At 72.0% G+C, this 15,717-nt stretch carries 10 protein-coding genes and 3 pseudogenes; 9 read left to right on the top strand and 4 right to left on the bottom strand.

What is annotated here, in order from left to right; all coding sequences use genetic code 11:
* Positions 1 to 83: 83 nt before the first annotated feature.
* Positions 84 to 1,451, top strand: a complete 1,368-nt coding sequence (locus ACWD3E_RS20090; RefSeq protein WP_451388992.1) for a TerD family protein — start codon at positions 84 to 86, stop codon at positions 1,449 to 1,451.
* 21 nt (positions 1,452 to 1,472) lie between these two features.
* Here ACWD3E_RS20090 and ACWD3E_RS20095 read toward each other — a convergent pair whose 3' ends face one another.
* Positions 1,473 to 2,639, bottom strand: a complete 1,167-nt coding sequence (locus ACWD3E_RS20095; protein WP_451388993.1) for a glycosyltransferase — start codon at positions 2,637 to 2,639, stop codon at positions 1,473 to 1,475.
* Between the two features lie 75 nt (positions 2,640 to 2,714).
* Here ACWD3E_RS20095 and ACWD3E_RS20100 point away from each other — a divergent pair, with 75 nt between their 5' ends.
* Together ACWD3E_RS20100 and ACWD3E_RS20105 are read left to right on the top strand one after the other, a co-directional pair.
* Entirely contained in the window at positions 2,715 to 3,509 is a 795-nt protein-coding gene (locus tag ACWD3E_RS20100; protein WP_451388903.1) for a glutamate racemase, read from the top strand.
* Between the two features lie 88 nt (positions 3,510 to 3,597).
* Positions 3,598 to 4,137, top strand: a complete 540-nt coding sequence (locus tag ACWD3E_RS20105) for a hypothetical protein (protein ID WP_451388904.1) — start codon at positions 3,598 to 3,600, stop codon at positions 4,135 to 4,137.
* A 37-nt stretch (positions 4,138 to 4,174) separates the two neighbouring features.
* On the opposite strand, the gene ACWD3E_RS20110 is transcribed toward ACWD3E_RS20105, so the two are convergent.
* Positions 4,175 to 5,146: an O-antigen ligase family protein gene (locus ACWD3E_RS20110; RefSeq protein WP_451388905.1), complete on the bottom strand. Its 972-nt coding sequence runs from the start codon at positions 5,144 to 5,146 to the stop codon at positions 4,175 to 4,177.
* Between the two features lie 373 nt (positions 5,147 to 5,519).
* Between ACWD3E_RS20110 and lnt the strand changes: the two genes are divergently transcribed.
* From lnt to ACWD3E_RS20130, 4 genes are all read left to right on the top strand, one after another.
* On the top strand, positions 5,520 to 7,133 hold the full coding sequence (gene lnt, locus ACWD3E_RS20115; RefSeq protein WP_451388906.1) for an apolipoprotein N-acyltransferase: 1,614 nt from the start codon (positions 5,520 to 5,522) through the stop codon (positions 7,131 to 7,133).
* A 68-nt stretch (positions 7,134 to 7,201) separates the two neighbouring features.
* Complete coding sequence (locus ACWD3E_RS20120; RefSeq protein ID WP_451388907.1) at positions 7,202 to 7,684, top strand: NUDIX hydrolase; 483 nt, start codon at positions 7,202 to 7,204, stop codon at positions 7,682 to 7,684.
* Between the two features lie 55 nt (positions 7,685 to 7,739).
* Positions 7,740 to 8,561, top strand: a complete 822-nt coding sequence (locus ACWD3E_RS20125; protein WP_451388908.1) for a 3-hydroxybutyrate dehydrogenase — start codon at positions 7,740 to 7,742, stop codon at positions 8,559 to 8,561.
* An 85-nt stretch (positions 8,562 to 8,646) separates the two neighbouring features.
* Positions 8,647 to 10,572 carry a helix-turn-helix domain-containing protein gene (locus tag ACWD3E_RS20130; protein ID WP_451388909.1) on the top strand — a complete coding sequence of 642 codons (1,926 nt, stop codon included), beginning with the start codon at positions 8,647 to 8,649 and terminating at the stop codon, positions 10,570 to 10,572.
* 47 nt (positions 10,573 to 10,619) lie between these two features.
* Here ACWD3E_RS20130 and ACWD3E_RS20135 read toward each other — a convergent pair whose 3' ends face one another.
* Positions 10,620 to 12,005 (bottom strand): MFS transporter, encoded by a 1,386-nt coding sequence (locus ACWD3E_RS20135; RefSeq protein ID WP_451388910.1) that lies wholly within the window; start codon positions 12,003 to 12,005, stop codon positions 10,620 to 10,622.
* Between the two features lie 356 nt (positions 12,006 to 12,361).
* Here ACWD3E_RS20135 and ACWD3E_RS20140 point away from each other — a divergent pair.
* Both ACWD3E_RS20140 and ACWD3E_RS20145 read left to right on the top strand, forming a co-directional pair.
* A pseudogene (locus tag ACWD3E_RS20140) lies at positions 12,362 to 13,621 on the top strand (IS1380 family transposase); the annotation flags it as partial.
* A 241-nt stretch (positions 13,622 to 13,862) separates the two neighbouring features.
* A pseudogene (locus ACWD3E_RS20145) lies at positions 13,863 to 14,982 on the top strand (IS630 family transposase).
* Between the two features lie 22 nt (positions 14,983 to 15,004).
* Here the strand turns inward: ACWD3E_RS20145 and ACWD3E_RS20150 are convergent.
* Positions 15,005 to 15,545 (bottom strand): annotated as a pseudogene (locus tag ACWD3E_RS20150) (GNAT family N-acetyltransferase).
* Between the last annotated feature and the right edge of the window lie 172 nt (positions 15,546 to 15,717).

The raw sequence follows: 15,717 nt of genomic DNA on the forward strand, positions 1-15,717 counted from the left end.
CCGGGAATAGGTTGAGCGGGCAGAGATGGCCTGGGACCGCCGCGGGTGTACCCGGCGCTGACAGGATGGGGGCGGACATGTCAATGCCGAAGGGCTCCAATACGCCGGTGCCGGGCACGGCCCTGCGCGTCGAACTGGGCTGGCGCTCCGGACCCGGCGTGCCCGACGCCGATGCCTCGGCGCTGCTGCTCGCCACCGGAAAAGTCCGCTCGGACGGCGACTTCGTCTTCTACAACCAGCCCGCGCACCTCTCCGGCGCGGTGCGCCACGAGGGCAAGCGGGCCGCGGGGGACCGGGTCACCGACACCCTTTCCGTGGACCTCGCGCGCGTGGAGGCAGCCATCGAGCGGGTCGTCCTCGCGGCCTCCGCCGACGGCGGGACCTTCGGCCAGGTCCCCGGCCTGTACATCGAGGTGACCGACGCGGCCGACGGCACGGTGGTCGCCCGCTTCGACAGCCCGGGCGCCACAGTGGAGACGGCTTTTGTTCTCGGAGAGTTCTACCGCCGTCAGGGCGGCTGGAAGTTCCGTGCCGTGGGCCAGGGCTACAGCAGCGGACTCGAGGGTCTGGCAACCGACTTCGGGATCACCGTGGACGAGCCGCAGCACGCGGCACCGTCGCCCGTGTCGCCCGCCACGCCGCCCGTCCCGTCCGCCACGCCGCCCGTCCCGTCCGCCGCGCTACCTGCCGTACCGCCCGTACCGACAGTCCTGCCTGCGGCGCCTCCGGCGCCCATGCAGCCCCCGGCCGCTCACCTGCCCCCTCCGCCTCCCGGCGCGACGGCCGTCCCGCTGCCGCCCCCACCCCCGTCCACGCCGCCGGTCCGCCTCTCCAAGGTCACCCTCACCAAGGCGGCCCCCTCGGTGTCGCTCGCCAAGCAGGGCGGCACGTCCGGAGCCATGCGGGTCAACCTCAACTGGCAGATGCGCAAACAGCTCCCGGGCTGGGGCGGACGCCGGGGCGCCGGGCAGGGGAACCTCGACCTCGACCTGTGCGCCCTGTACGAACTCGCCGACGGCCGCAAGGGAGTCGTCCAGGCCCTGGGCAACGCGTTCGGTTCGCTGCACCGGCCGCCGTACATCCACCTCGACGGCGACGACCGTACCGGCGCCGTGACGAGCGGTGAGAACCTCACCATCAACCTCGACCACAAACAGGACTTCCGGCGCATCCTGGTCTTCGTCACCATCTACGAAGGTGCCGCCTCCTTCGCCGACCTGCACGCCACCGTCACCCTCCAGCCCCAGCACGGCGCCGCCATCGACTTCTCGCTGGACGAGTGCACGGTCCCCTCCACGGTGTGCGCGCTCGCCCTGATCACCAACACGGGCGGCGACCTCGTCGTCCAGCGCGAGGCGCGCTACCTGGTACCCGAGCGTGGGGTGAGCCCGCAGCGGACCATGGACCGCGCCTACGGGTGGGGCATGAACTGGACACCTGGACGCAAGTAGCCCGATCGGCTCTCGACCGGCTCAGCTCTCGTCGGGCACGGCGTCGGGACGGGCGTACGTACGGCCCTTCCAGGCCGCCCCGCGCCCCCGGTAGTGCTGCACGGCGGAGTCGACCGTCATGAGGAGGTAGAGGAACGCGGTGAACGGCAGCAGCGGTGCGAGCCACAGTGGCTGCCGGTAGTAACGGAGCATCGGGACGTACGTCCCCGTCATCACCGTCCACGCAGCCGCGCCCACGACCGCCGTCGCTGTACTGCCCGTGACCACGCCCGTCACCACGGCCGCGGGCGGCACCAGGTAGACCAGCGCCAGCCCGGCGACCGTACCGAGCAGCAGCAGGGGGTTGTGCCGCAGCTGGGCGTACGCGCTGCGCGAGACCATCCGCCACAGATCGCCCAGCCGCGGATACGGTCGCACGCTGTCCACCCGGTCGGCCAGCCCCAGCCACACGTGCCCGCCGACGCCCTTCACCGCGCGCGCGAGCGCCACGTCGTCGATGACGGCGTGCCGGATGGCGTCCGGGATCCGCGCCCGCTCGGCCATGTCCGCGCGCAGCAGCACACAGCCGCCCGCGGCTGCCGCCGTGCGCGAGCCCTTCCGCCCGATCCGGCGGAACGGATACAGCTGCGCGAAGAAATACACGAACGCGGGAACGACGAGCCGCTCCCACAGGCTCTCCACCCGCAGTCGCGCCATCTGCGACACGACGTCGAAGCCACCGTTGCGGGCCGCGGCCACCAGCTCGCGCAGGCTGTCCGGCGCGTGCGCGATGTCCGCGTCCGTCAGGAGCAGATATTCGGGCTCACGCGCGCGTGCGAGGCCGATGCCGTGCCGCACCGCCCACAGCTTGCCCGTCCAGCCCGCGGGCGGCTCACCGGGGGAGTCCACCGTCAGCGGCAGCCCGCCGTGCCGCCGGGACAGCTCACGGGCCAGCTTCCCGGTGCCGTCCGTGCTCCCGTCGTCCACCAGGAAGACCTCCGCCCGCCCCGGATAGTCCTGCGCCAGCAGCGACGGCAGGCTCACGGAGAGCACGGCGGCTTCGTCGCGGGCCGGGACGACCACACAGACCGACGGCCACGCCTGCGGGTCCCGGCGCGGCGGCAGCCGTACGTCCGTGCGCCAGAAGAACCCCTGACACAGCAGCAGCCAGCACCAGGCGGCGAGCGAGACGAGCGATACGACGGTCATCCACGTGTGGGCGCTCACGGGCGCAGTCTGCCCCACCGGAGGGGCTCGCAAGGGCCCATCGTCTATCGTTGCCGGGTGAAGATCGCGCTCATGGACTCCGGAATCGGCCTGCTGGCGGCCACTGTCGCGGTACGGCGCCTGCGGCCCGACGCGGATCTCGTCCTCTCCCTGGACCCCGACGGCATGCCCTGGGGGCCCCGCACCTCCGAGGACCTCACCGCGCGTGCCCTGGCCGTCGCCGAGGCCGCCGCGGCCCGTCGGCCCGACGCCCTGATCATCGGCTGCAACACGGCCACCGTGCACGCCCTGCCCGCCGTGCGCGCCCGCCTGGAGCCCGGCATCCCGGTGATCGGCACGGTCCCGGCCATCAAGCCGGCCGCGGCCGGCGGCGGACCCGTCGCGATCTGGGCGACCCCCGCCACCACCGGCAGCCCCTACCAGCGCGGTCTCATCGAAGAATTCGCCGACGGGGTCAAGGTCACCGAAGTCCCCTGCTGGGGCCTCGCCGAGGCCGTCGAGCACGCGGACGAGGCGGCCATCGAGGCCGCGGTCGCCGCGGCGGCCGAGCTGACCCCGGACGATGTAACGACCGTCGTCCTGGGCTGCACCCATTACGAACTGGTGGCGGAACGTATCCGCACCGCTGTGCAGCGCCCCGGCGCCGCCCCGCTCGTTCTGCACGGCTCCGCCGGCGCGGTCGCCGCCCAGGCCCTGCGCCGCATCGGCGAACAGCCCGCCCCCGACGCCCCTGCCGACGGCACCGTGACGGTGCTGCTGAGCGGGCGGGAGGGCGAGCTGCCCGAGCCGGCGCTGCACTACGCCGAAGGACGGCTGCTGACCGCCGCCGGCCCGGTGGCCGACCGGGCGTGAACCGGCGGGCGACCTCGCTGGGCCGCCCGGAGCAGTCACCCTGTGCGAGCGGGTACCCGCGCAGGGAAACGTGAGTAACCTCGTAAACATGAGGGACCACCCCCATGCCAAGGACGCTGCGTGCGTCTGGACCGGACGCGCCACCAACCGGGTCCAGTGGCTGCTGGCGCTGGTCGGCGCGGCCTGCATGGCCCTCGGCATCGAGCTGGCCGTGGACTCGGCCTGGACCTCGGGCATCGCCCCGCTGGTGATGTCCGTCGTGGGTTGCATCGCGGCCGGTCTGCTGGTCCTCTTCGGCACACTCGCCTTCGTGCACGTCGACCTCAGGCTCGACGAGGAGTCCCTCGAAGTGCGCTGCGGCCACATCGGGGTGCCGCGCCGTCGCATCCCGCTCTCCCAGGTCGCCGGCGCCGACTTCACGGCACTCGTCACCCCGCGTCACTGGGGCGGCTGGGGCTACCGGTGGCGTCCCGAGAAGGGCACCGCGGTCGTCGTCCGGCGCGGCGAGGGCATCGTGCTGCGCCTGTGGGACGGCCACACCTTCACGATCACCGTCGACAACGCCGAATCGGCGGTACGGGCCATCAGGGCCCGGCTGCGGACGATCACGCCGGGCCCAGCAAGCTGAATCACCGCTCAGGTCCCACGCCCGCCTCAGGCAGGGCTCACCCCTGGGGCTCCACGCCCTCCCCCGCCCACGGGCGCGCGGTCGCCCACCCCGCCAGAAGTCCCGCCCCCGCCGTCACCGTGGGGAAGCTCAGCGCGTTGCCGACCGAGGCGAGCGCGGCCAGCGCCGTCAGCGCCGCGCCCGCCGAGAGGGCGACCGGGGTGGAGCGCGCGGTGCGCCACAGGGCGTAGAGGACCCAGCCGAACGCTGCCGCGAGCAGGAGCACCCCGACGAGCCCCTGCTCGGCCGCCTGCTGGAGCGGGGCCGAGTGCGGCCTGCCGTCGGGCGGCAGCGCCTGCGACGCGGTGCGGCTCAGCTCGCCGAAGCGTCCGGGACCGGCACCCAGGACGGCGTCCCGGTCCGCGAGCCGCAGCGCGTCGTGCCAGAGCTGCACGCGGTGCACGGTGAACCGGCCGCCGAGCGCATCGGCGAGACCGCCGGGCAGGACGTCGGCGGCAACCGCCCAGGTGGTCCCCGCCACCAGGGCCGCGGCCACGGCCAGGCCCGCGACACCGGCGCCCCGGTGGGGCATCGAGCCCGCGGCGAGCGAGCACAGCAGGACGACGGCACTGGCTGCGCACCCGGCCGTCGACCCGACCACGGCCCCCGTCAGCGTGATCCCGGCCGCGAGCACCCGCAGCCCGAGCCGCAGCACCGGCACGGGCGTCGCCCACGCGGCGCAGCACGCGGAACCCGTGGCCAGCCCCAGCAGGGCCCCGGTGGCACCGGCGTGCCCGAGCGGCGCGGCGGAGCGCAGACCGGGGGAGAGATCGGGGACGGACACGGCGAGGGCGAGCCCGGCCACGGCGCCGACGCCGGGCGCCACCACCGGCAGCAGCGCCCCGGAGATCCGGCCCGAGGCATAGCCGGCGGCCACGGCGAGCACCGCGAGCAGCACGCCCTCGGGGCGCCCGTCGTGAGCCGCCGCGGTGATCAGCGACCACCCCGCGCAGGACCCGAGCAGGATCATGCCGACCCCGTCAGAAACGTTTCTCCTGCTACCGTCCACGTCCACCCCGCCCGCGGACCTCATCCCCGTAGAACCCAACCCGCCCGCTCCCCTGACGACCCACCCGCCGCCCTCGTACTCCGGTCTCCCGGCCTGTGCAGCCCCTCGGTCGCGCACCGGGTCCGGCCGCAGCGCCGAGGCTCGGCCACACCGTAACGGCTGATGACCGATTTGTGGACGAGTTGCACAGGAAGGTCGTGATTCCCGCCCAGTTGCGGGACGTGTGGTGCCCCTGGGGCACACGTACGGGTGCTCGCGCCGAAGGCCCTGGTGGCGGGTACCGGCCTCCGGGCACCGCTGTCGGCGGCCTGGTCACGCGCCGTACACTCCCCGGGTGACCGTCACCGCAACTTCCCTGGACCAGTCGGACCAGCTCCAGTCGCAGCCCGCGCCCGGCGCGCGCGGCAGCCGTCTGGTGCGCCGGCTGGCCCCGGCCGCCCTCTCCGCGCTCTGCGGAGTGCTGCTCTACCTCAGCTTCCCGCCGCGCATCCTGTGGTGGCTGGCCGTGCCCGCCTTCGCCGGCTTCGCCTGGCTGCTGCGCGGACGCACGTGGAAGGCGGCGCTCGGCCTCGGCTACCTCTTCGGGCTCGGCTTCCTGCTGCCGCTGCTGGTGTGGACCGGCGTGGAGGTCGGTCCCGGCCCCTGGCTCGCCCTGGCCGCCATCGAGGCGGTCTTCGTCGCCCTGGTCGCGGTCGGCATCTCCGCGGTGGCCAAGCTGCCGGCCTGGCCGGTGTGGGCCGCCGCCGTCTGGATAGCCGGTGAGGCGGTACGCGCGCGCGCACCGTTCCGCGGTTTCCCCTGGGGCAAGATCGCCTTCGGACAGGCGGACGGTGTCTTCCTGCCGCTGGCCGCCGTGGGCGGCACGCCGGTGCTCGGCTTCGCGGTCGTCCTGTGCGGGTTCGGTCTGTGCGAGGCCGTGCGGCTGATCGTGGAGCGGCGACGCGGCCTGGACGTCCGGCGCGCGACCGCTGCCGCCGCGCTGCTCAGCGTGGCCGTGCCGGTGGCGGGCGCGGTCGCCGCCAGGTCGCTGGTGAGTGACAAGGCGGAGGACGGCACCGCGACCGTCGCTGTCATCCAGGGCAACGTGCCGCGCTCCGGGCTGGAGTTCAGCGCCCAGCGGCGGGCCGTCCTCGACTACCACGCGCGCGAGACCCTCAAGCTCGCCGCCGCGATCAAGGCGGGCAAGGTCCCGAAGCCCGACTACGTGCTGTGGCCGGAGAACTCCTCCGACATCGACCCCTACACCAACTTCGACGCGGCTGCCGTCATCGACGGTGCCGCCAAGGCCGTCGGGGCGCCCGTCTCGGTCGGCGGCGTGGTGGAGAAGGGCGGTAAGCTGCTCAACGAGCAGATCCTGTGGTACCCGGGCCAGGGACCGACCCAGACCTACGACAAGCGGCAGATCCAGCCGTTCGGTGAGTACCTCCCGCTGCGCGGGCTCGTCGGCGCGATCAACAAGAACTGGACCAGCATGGTCCGCCAGGACTTCAGCCGGGGCAGCACGCCGGGCGTGTTCGACATCGACGGCGCCAAGGTCGGCCTTGCGACCTGCTACGAGGCCGCCTTCGACTGGGCCGTTCGGGACACCGTCACGCACGGCGCGGAGATGATCTCCGTGCCGAGCAACAACGCGACCTTCGACCGCAGCGAGATGACCTACCAGCAGCTCGCCATGTCCCGTGTCCGCGCCGTCGAGCACAGCCGGACCGTCACCGTGCCGGTGACCAGCGGGGTCAGCGCGATCATCATGCCGGACGGGAAGATCACCCAGAAGACAGGCATGTTCGTGCCCGCCTACCTCGTCCAGAAGGTGCCGCTGCGCACCTCCAAGACGCCCGCGACGCAGCTGGGCATCCTGCCGGAGATGGCCCTGGTGCTGGTCGCCGCGGGCGGTATCGGCTGGGCGATCGGGTCCGGAGTGCGCGGTCGGCGCGCCGGTGGCGCGTAGCCGTACGACCGCTGTACGCCCCCTGGACCGGCGAGAAGGCCGCGGACCGGCCCGATAGGGTCGGCCGCATGCCTACTCCTGACTTCATCCGCACCATCAGGGCCTCGGCGGGCCATCAGCTGCTCTGGCTCCCCGGGGTCACCGCGATCGTCTTCGACGACGAGGGCCGGGTGCTGCTGGGGCGGCGGTCCGACACCGGCCAGTGGGCGGTGATCGGGGGCATCCCGGAGCCGGGCGAGCAGCCCGCGGCCTGCGCGGTGCGGGAGGTCTTCGAGGAGACGGCGGTGCGCTGCGTCGCCGAGGAGGTCGTCCTCGTCCAGGCTTCCCCGGAACCGGTCACCTACGGCAACGGGGACGTCTGCCAGTACATGGACATCACCTTCCGCTGCCGGGCCGTGGGCGGCGAGGCGCGGGTGAACGACGACGAGTCGCTGGAGGTGGGGTGGTTCGAGGTGGACGCGCTGCCCGACCTCAACGAGTTCGGACTCTTCCGGATCAAGCAGGCCCTGGCCGAGGCACCCACATGGTTTGACCCTATGAGCCTCGACTGAAGTATGGCTGTTCACCACATGTGGTGAGGGCTGGGGTCCGGCCTAGGGTCGGCACATGACCTCGTCCAGCCCTCCGCTCGCCGCCCAGCCGCACACCCAGCCCGTCCCGCTCGACCTCGGCGGCCGGACCGCCCTCGTCACGGGTGCCGCGAGCGGCATCGGCCGCGCCTGTGCGCTGCGGCTCGCCGCCGCGGGCGCCCGGGTGAGAGCCGTCGACCGGGACGCGGCGGGCCTGGCCGAGCTGGCGGAACTCGCCCGGCGGGACGGCGACCTCGCGGGCACGGTCGTGCCGCACGCCCTGGACCTCACCGATCTCGACGCCGCCGAACGCGCCGCCGCCGGCACCGACGTCCTGGTCAACAACGCCGGCCTCCAACTGGTGCGCCCCATCGAGGAGTTCCCGCCCGACGTCTTCCACACGGTGCTGACCGTGATGCTGGAGGCGCCGTTCCGGCTCATCCGCGGCGCGCTTCCGCACATGTACGTGCAGGGCTGGGGCCGGATCGTCAATGTGTCTTCCGTCCATGGACTGCGCGCCTCGGCCTTCAAGTCCGCGTATGTGGCCGCCAAACATGGTCTCGAGGGCCTGTCCAAGACGGCCGCGCTGGAGGGCGCGGCCCATGGTGTGACCTCCAACTGTGTGAACCCGGCCTATGTGCGCACCCCCCTGGTCGAGAAGCAGATCGCCGACCAGGCCCGGGCGCATGGCATTCCGGAGGAGCGGGTGGTGTCGGAGGTGCTGCTGAAGGACAGCGCCGTACGGCGGCTCCTCGAACCGGGGGAGGTCGCCGAGGCCGTCGCGTATCTGTGCAGCCCCCAGGCATCCTTCGTCACCGGGACCTCACTGGTTCTCGACGGCGGGTGGACAGCGCACTGAACCCGCTGAGCCCGCCTGCGGCGCCGGGCGCGGAAGTTGTCCACAGGCCCGAACGGCCGGGCCACCGATGCGGAATCCTGTGACCATGTCTCGCGATCACGTCCAGCCGGCCGAGCGTCCCGCCGACCACGCCGACGCCCCGTACCTCGCACTGCTGGCCCGTGACGCCTCCGTGGAGGCGTACGAGCAGCCGGTGCTGCTCGCCCGCGCCGAGGGTCTCCCGGCCGAGCGGATAGCCGCACTGGAACAGGCCAAGCTGCTCGCCCTGCGCGTCCGGTCGGAGCTGGAGGGACGGCGGCGGCGCGAGGCGGAGCTGTCCGCGCTGTTCGAGACCGCCCACGACCTCGCCGGTCTGCGGGACCTGGACGCCGTCCTCCAGGCGATCGTGCAGCGCGCCCGCTCGCTGCTCGGCACGGACGTCGCCTACCTCAGCCTCAACGACCCCGCGCGCGGCGACACCTACATGCGAGTCACCGAGGGCTCCGTAGCCGCCCGCTTCCAGCAACTGCGCCTCGGCATGGGGGAGGGACTCGGCGGACTGGTCGCCCAGACCGCGCGGCCGTACGTCACCGACGACTACTTCCAGGACGACCGCTTCCAGCACACCCTCGCCATCGACTCCGGCGTCCGCGACGAGGGCCTGGTCGCCATCCTTGGTGTGCCGCTGATGCTGGGCCCGCACGTCATCGGCGTCCTTTACGCCGCCGACCGCCGCGCCCGCGTCTTCGAGCGCGAGCAGATCGCCCTGCTCGGCTCCTTCGCCGCGCTTGCCGCCGCCGCCATCGACACCGCCAACCTGCTCACCGAGACGCGCGCGGCCCTGTCCGGCCTGGAGCGGGCCAACGAGATCATCCGGGACCGCAGCGCCGTCATCGAGCGCGCCTCCGAGGTCCACGACCGGCTCGCCGAACTCGTCCTGCGCGGCGGCGGGGTCTACGACGTGGCCGCCTCCGTCTCCCAAGTCCTGGACGGCACGGTCGAGTTCGCAGAAAACGGTACGACACCCGCCGACGCGCTGGAGGCTTCGCGTGCCGAGGGACACGCTGTGCGGCACGGGAGCGACTGGGTCGCCGCGGTGGCCGCGGGCGGTGAACTCCTCGGCGCGCTCGTGCTGCGCGGGCACCCGGGCCTCGACCCGGTCGACCAGCGCACGCTGGAACGCGCGGCGATGGTCACCTCGCTGCTCCTGCTCGCCCGCCGCTTTGCGGCCGAGGCCGAGCAGCGCGTACGGGGCGAACTGCTGGACGACCTCCTCGACGCCCGCGACCGGGATCCGCGCCTGCTGCGCGAACGCGCCGCCCGCCTCGACGCGAACCTGGACGCCACCCACGTCGTCCTCGCCGCGCGCCTGGACGGCCCGTCCGCCGACGCCGACGAGGAGGCCGCCGCACGCCGCCGCCTGTGGTCGGCCGCCTCCCACCTCGCCGCCACCCGGCACGGCCTGGCCGCCTCCCGCGACGGCGGCACGGTCCTGCTGCTACCGCTGGCCTGCGGCGACACCGCCGCCGACGTGGCCCGCCGCACCGCCCGCCAGCTGGGCACGGCCGTCCACCAGCCGGTCACCGTCGGCGCCTCCGCACCCGTCGCCGACCTGGCCGCCCACCCCGACGCCGTGACCGCCGGCTACGCCGAGGGCCGCCGCTGCCTGGACGCGCTGCGCCTGCTGGGCCGCGCGGGCGACGGCGCGGCGGCCGAGGACTTCGGCTTCCTCGGCCTCCTTCTCGCGGGCGAACGGGACGTGGGCGGATTCGTCCAGCGCACCATCGGCGCGATCACGTCCTACGACGAGCGACGCGGCACGGAGCTGCTGCGCACGCTCGACGCGTACTTCGCCTGCGGGATGAGCCCGGCCCGAACCAAGGACGAGCTGCACGTCCACGTGAACACCGTCGCCCAGCGGCTGGAACGGGTAGGCCGTCTCCTGGGCGAGGACTGGCAGACCCCGGCGCGCACCCTGGAGATCCAACTGGCCCTGCGACTGCACCGGTTGTCGGCGCCGGAACAGCACTGACCCCCGTAGGCGAGCGCCGTACGGGGGGTCAGTGGGGGTGCTGCCGGTCAGACTGTCCGTGCCCCGGCGGTCGCGTTGCCCGCCGTGGCGCCCTCGCCGTCACCGGCTGCCGTCACCTCCGCGAGGTCCCGGTGCCGCGTCTCCCGGGCCACGCCCACGGCGAACAGAGTGAGCACCGCGGCGGCGATCACGTAAAGGGCGATCGGGGTGGAGCTGCCGTAGTCGGCGAGCAACGCGGTGGCGATGAGCGGGGCGGGCGCGCCCGCGGCCACGGAGGCGAACTGGGCGCCGATGGAGGCGCCGGAGTACCGCATCCGGGTCGCGAACATCTCGGCGAAGAAGGCGGCCTGCGGGGCGTACATCGCACCGTGCAGCACCAGTCCGACAGTCACCGCGAGCACCAGGTACCCGAACGACCCGGTGTCCACGAGCGAGAAGAACGGGAACATCCACAGACCGACACCGGCCGCGCCGAACAGGTACACCGGCCGCCGCCCGACCCTGTCGGAGAGCGCCCCCCAGGCCGGGATCACGGCGAAGTGCACGGCGGAGCCGATGAGTACGGCGTTGAGCGCGGTCTGCTTGGAGACGTCGGCCGAATCCGTGGCGTAGACGAGGATGAAGGCGGTGATGACGTAGTAGCTGATGTTCTCCGCCATCCGCGCGCCCATTGCGACGAGCACGTCCCGCCAGTGGTGGCGCAGCACGGAGACGAGCGGCAGTGTCTCTGTGCCATCGGTCGCCCGCCGGGACTCGGCGCGTTCCAACGCCTCCTTGAAGACCGGGGATTCGTCGACGGAGAGACGAACCCACAGACCGATCAGCACCAGCACACCGGAGAGCAGGAACGGGACCCGCCAGCCCCAGGTGTCGAAGGCGTCGTCCGAGAGCACCGCGGTGAGCAGTGAGAGCACACCGGTCGCGAGCAACTGCCCCGCCGGCGCACCGGTCTGCGGCCACGAGGCCCAGAAACCGCGCCGCCGCGCGTCCCCGTGCTCGGACACCAGCAGCACGGCCCCGCCCCACTCGCCGCCGAGCGCGAACCCCTGGACGAGCCGCAGCGTGGTGAGCAGCACGGGCGCGGCGGTGCCGACGGTCGCGTGCGTGGGCAACAGCCCGATGGCGAAGGTGGCCCCGCCCATCAGCAGCAGACTCAGCACCAGCAACTTCTTGCGCCCCAGCCGGTCGCCGTAGTGCCCGAACACGAGCGTCCCCAGCGGCCGGGCCGCGAACCCGACGGCGTACGTCAGAAACGACAGCAGCGTGCCGACCAGCGGATCGGAGCCCGGAAAGAACAGCTTGTTGAACACCAGCGCGGCGGCGGAGCCGTACAGGAAGAAGTCGTACCACTCGATGGTGGTGCCGATGAGGCTGGCGGCGACGATGCGCTTGAGGTTCACGGGTGGTGGGGGAGCGGTGGTTCCGGAGGCCATGTGCGCCACTTCCTCGTGTGCGGTGGGGACGGGTACGTGTCGGCACACGGTAGAAACACGCAGGTCAGGCGCACATGTGGTGGGGCAACATAGTTCGCGGGTTGGCTATGCGTGCGGCCACCATGCCGGCTCACGGAAGGGCGGTTCAGGGGCTCGAAGAGGTCGAAACGAGTGCTGTCCGGGACGCACGGTTCGGGGTGATTTGACGGTGCGGTGCTGACTCCCGTGCTGGTTTGGTGCTGACTAAAAGCCCACGTCATCACCCGTGTTCACCCCTCCCGTGCTGACTTGGTGCTGACTACGCTCCGTTGAACTCGGACATCTTGGGGCTGATCGAGACAGGGCCGTTGCGCGGTAGGCGACCTGGCACCGGTCACGCCCCCGGCCGGATCGCCGTGGACTTGGCGGTGATGCTGGCCGACGGCGGCGAGGCGATCGCCGACCTGGCCCTGCTGCGCGATCAGGCCGAGGTGTTCGGCCCCATCGCGTCCAATCCCACCGCATGGCGACTGCTGGCGGGCATCGATCTGGCCGCACTCGGCGCTCTGCGCGCAGCCCGTGCCACCGCCCGCGAGGTCGCCTGGCTGCAAGCCGACGAGAAGCGGGAGGCAACACCAGCCTCCCGCGCAGGCGGCCGCGAACTGCCGGGCCTGGTCCTGGACATCGACGCCACCCTGGTCACCTGCCACTCCGAGAAGGAGAACGCGGCGCCGACCTACAAACACGGCTTCGGCTACCACCCGCTGCTGTGCTTCCTCGACAACACCGGCGAGGCCCTGGCCGGCCTGCTGCGGCCCAGCAACGCCGCGGCCAACACCGCCGAGGACCACATCACCGTGCTCGACGCCGCGCTCGCCCAGCTTCCCGATGTCCACCGCCACGGCACCGACATCCTCATCCGTGCGGACAGCGCTGGATCCGCCAAAGCGTTCCTGGCCCACATCCGCGGCCTGCGCTCGCGCGGGATCCACACCTCCTTCTCCGTCGGATGGTCCATCACCGAACCAGTCCGCCGAGCGATACGCCAGCTGCCCGACCAGGTCTGGCACCCCGCCCTCGAACAGGACGGCACCCTGCGACAAGGCGCCCACGTCGCCGAGCTCACCGGCCTCGTCGACCTGCCGGGCCTGCCCGAGGACACGCGGATCATCGTCCGCCGCGAGCGCCCGCATCCCGGCGCCCAGCTGTCCCTGTTCGATCTCGACGAGGGCATGCGCCACCAGGTCTTCCTCACCGACACCGCCTACGGCGAAGGCTCATTGCAGCACCTGGAAGTCCGCCACCGCGCGCACGCTCGCGTCGAGGACCGCATCCGCTGCGGCAAGACCACCGGCTTCGGCCGCTTCCCCTCCCGACACTTCCAGGTCAACCAAGCGTGGCTGGAGCTGTCCCTGACCGCCCTCGACCTGCTCGCCTGGACACGCATCCTGCTACTGGAAGGCGAACTGGCAGCCGCCGAGCCGAAGAAGCTCCGCTACCGGCTGCTGCACGCCGCTGCCCGTATCACCCGCGGCGGGCGCCGCATGCACCTGCGGATCGCCGCGACCTGGCCCTGGCGATACGAGCTGACCAGCGCATTCGCCCGCCTAGCGGCGCTGCCACGGCCAGCCACCTGAACCTCGGCACCGTCCCTACACACCCACGACCGAGGAACCCTGGAGAACCCGACCCGCGCGTCGGACCTCAACCATGCCCGCCCGGCTGCCGACAACCAAAACCCCACTTCGCGGCCATCACACCAGCTCAGCCACCCGAAACGAAACGCGGAGGCTAGTGCTCTGACCGGGAAGGTTCGCCGGGTCGGCGGTTCCAGCGGTTGGATGTCCGGAGACGTCCGATCCGACCGTTGGGGGTGTGGTGGCTGAGCCTGTCCGTGTACGCAGGTTGACCGACCGAGAGGGGCAGAAGCTGCAGCAGATCGTGCGCTGGGGCAGCACCAGTTCGGTGCGGCCGGCGCGCGATGATGCTGCTGGCCTCGGCCGGCGGGAACCGGGTCCCGGTGATCGCGAAGCTGGTCCAGGCCGACGAGGACACCGTCCGCGACGTCATCCACCGGTTCAACGAGATCGGCCTGGCCTGCCTGGACCCTCGCTGGGCGGGAGGCCGTCCCCGCCTGCTCAGTCCTGACGACGAGGATTTCGTCGTCCAGACGGCCACCACCCGCCCGGCCAAACTCAGCCAGCCCTTCACCCGCTGGTCCATCCGCAAACTCGCCGCCTACCTGCGGAAAGTCCACGGCCGAGTGATCCGGATCGGCCGCGAGGCATTACGGTGCCTGCTCGCCCGCCGCGGCATCACCTTCCAACGCACCAAGACCTGGAAGGAGTCGCCCGATCCCGAGCGCGACGCCAAGCTGAACCGCATCGAGGAGGTGCTGGAACGCGTCCCGGACCGCGTGTTCGCGTTCGACGAGTTCGGCCCGCTCGGCATCCGTCCCACCGCCGGGGCCGGCTGGGCTTCCGCCGGTCACCCCGAGCGCCTTCCCGCGACCTACCACCGCACCCACGGGGTGCGGTACTTCCATGGCTGCTATTCCGTCGGCGACGACCGACTGTGGGGCGTCAACCGCCGCAAGAAGGGTGCGGTGAACACCCTGGCCGCACTGAGGTCGATCCGGGCCGCGCGCCCGGACGGCGCCCCGATCTACGTCATCCTGGACAACCTGTCCGCCCACAAGGGTGACAAGATCCGTCGCTGGGCGAAGAAGAACCGCGTCGAGTTGTGCTTCACCCCGACCTACGCCTCCTGGGCCAACCCGATCGAAGCCCATTTCGGGCCACTGCGGCAGTTCACGATCGCCAACTCCAACCACCGCAACCACAGCGTGCAGACCCTGGCCCTGCACGCCTACCTGCGCTGGCGCAACACCAACGCCCGCCACCCTGACGTCCTCGCGGCGCAGCGTCGCGAACGCGCCCGCATCCGCAGCGAGAAGGGCATCCGTTGGGGTGGACGCCCGCTCCCTGCCGCAGCCTGACCAAGCGACCGAGCCGAGAGCGTCAGCCCCTCACACCACGCGCGATTCGGTACAGCACGTTCGGACGCAGTGGCCCTTCGGCCGCGGTGGGGTCGTCGAAATCGTCAGCCGGGTCGCGGGTCATGCCGATCCGGCGCATCACTGCTTGGGAGCGGAGGTTGGTAGCAGTCGTCACTGCAAGGATCTCGGAGAGTTCAAGCGTTTCGAAGCCGAAGGCGAGGCCAGCCAGGGCGGCCTCGGTGGCGTAACCGTGGCCCCATGCCGAGCGAGCGAGTCTCCAAACCGATCTCTACCCCCGTGAACGGCATGCCATCATCCACCTGGTCCAAGCCCGCGAAGCCGATGAACTCGCCCGTGGCCTGCAATTGAACTGCCCACCATCCGTAGCCTCGCTGGTCGAACTCGGCGTGGAACTGCGCCACGGAGGCATCGCTCTGTTCACGGGTGAGCAGGTCGCCCAAGTGCTCCCGAACCTCGGGATCAGCATTCATCGCCGCCCACGGTTCAAGGTCGGAGTCTTGCCACCGACGGAGCACGAGGCGATCGGTACGCAGTTCAGCCATGCTGCCCAGCCAACGTGGGCGCCGCCCCCAAGGCAACCCCTTTTCTTCGGGACTGCTGCCGTCGCTCAAAAGGAGAATGCACGGCTGGCTCCAAGACTGACGAAGCGACCACCGGCCCGGCGAACCTTCCCGGTCAGAGCACTAGCCCGAATTGGCTGCGTGGCGGTTGCCT

This window comes from Streptomyces sp. NPDC002676 (assembly GCF_053592455.1).